This is a genomic window from Streptosporangium sp. NPDC005286, from assembly GCF_040607515.1.
Taxonomy (GTDB): Bacteria; Actinomycetota; Actinomycetes; order Streptosporangiales; family Streptosporangiaceae; genus Streptosporangium.
In genome coordinates this window covers 1-1,435 of record NZ_JBEXGU010000404.1, presented here as the reverse complement: position 1 = coordinate 1,435, position 1,435 = coordinate 1, and the positions used below count along the sequence as shown (strand labels likewise).

Below are 1,435 nucleotides of genomic sequence, written 5' to 3'. Positions count from 1 at the left end.
TCCTCGATGTTTTGTTCTGTGACTGGTTTTCTGAGGTGTGCTCTTCCGATACCGAAGACCTGCTGGATGGTGCCCGCGCCGTCGCCGATGATCTTCCAGAAGCGCCGGGAGAGCTCGACGGCCTCCTCCTTCGAGCCCACCTCGATGAGTGCGAAGCTGACGATGGCCTCCTTGGCCTCGGTGAACGGCCCGTCGGTGACGGTCATCTCGCCACCGGAGGCCGAGACGCGGATGCCGGCCGGGTCCAGGCCACCGGTCGCCAGCAGCACCCCTGCCCGGGTCATCTCCTCGACGAACGCGGCCATCTCCGCGTGGACCGCCTCGCTCGGGGGTGCCGCGTCGCCGCCCTTGGTGGTCATCAGGAACTGCATCGTCATATCTCCTTCGGGTGGTCAGAGAACCGATCCTCGCCGGTCTCCGGCTACGCGTCGATTCGGACCGGCGGAAATCGACATGCCTCGCCTGACCTGGGCCGCGGCCTGATGTGACAGGGAATGCGATGTGACAGGGAATGCGGATGGGGTGACGTATCCGCAGTTCAGGAGTGTGACGGCGGGACGGCGTCGATTCCCGCCCTCCTCGTTCGACGCGTCAGCGAGGCCGGGTGAGACCGGCGGACCGAGTACGGCGACGGAGCCCCGTCGCACCAGAGAGGAAGCAATCATGACCGCCGTCCAGTCCGGCACCGTCACCCCCGTCACCCCCGCGACGCGCACCCTGCTCGCCTGCTCCGTCGCCGCCGCGGCCCTCTTCACGGTCGTGTCGCTGGCCCAGGCCTTCACCCGCGAGGGCTTCGACCTGATGCGTCACCCCCTGAGCATGCTGAGCACCGGCGACCTGGGCTGGCTGCAGATCGCCAACTTCCTGGTCAGCGGCGCTCTGACGATCGCCGGCGCGATCGGCCTGCGCCGCGTGCTGCACGGCACGCCCGGCGGCACCTGGGCGCCCAGGCTGATCCTGGTCAACGGCGTCGCGACGGCCGCCGCCGGGGTGTTCGTCATGGACCCGGGCGACGGCTTCCCGGCCGGCACCCCGCTGGGCCAGACGGGTACGTTGAGCGGGAGCGCCCTCATGCACATGGTCGCCGGATCCATCGCGTTCACCGCGCTCATCGCCGCCTGCTTCGTGCTGGGCCGCCACTTCTCCCGCGCCGGCCGCCCCGGCTTCGCCGCCGCCTCGCGGCTCAGCGGTCTGGTCTTCGCCTTTGGCGACATCTGGGCGATGTCGGGCGGGCAGGCAGGATCGCTGACCCTGGCCATCGGCGCGATCACCGCGATGGTGTGGGTCGCCGTGGTGGCGGCGGACCAGCGGGCCGCGCTCCGGTAGGGACGCTCCACGGGCCGTGGGGGCCGCCGCCCCCGCCGGGCCACCACCCCGCCGGGGGAGGGGGGCAGGCCGACTAGGGAGATCAAAACACAGAAAAAAAACAAAAAAA

The 1,435-nt window shown here is 69.8% G+C and carries 2 protein-coding genes; one reads left to right on the top strand and one right to left on the bottom strand.

The features are described 5' to 3' along the window. A partial coding sequence (locus ABZU75_RS46435) for a YciI family protein (RefSeq protein WP_355569995.1) occupies positions 1-377 on the bottom strand: 377 nt, incomplete at its 3' end. 286 nt (positions 378-663) lie between these two features. On the opposite strand from ABZU75_RS46435, the gene ABZU75_RS46430 reads away from it, so the two are divergent. Then, on the top strand, positions 664-1,326 hold the full coding sequence (locus tag ABZU75_RS46430) for a DUF998 domain-containing protein (RefSeq protein ID WP_355569992.1): 663 nt from the start codon (positions 664-666) through the stop codon (positions 1,324-1,326). The last annotated feature ends 109 nt before the right edge of the window (positions 1,327-1,435 follow it).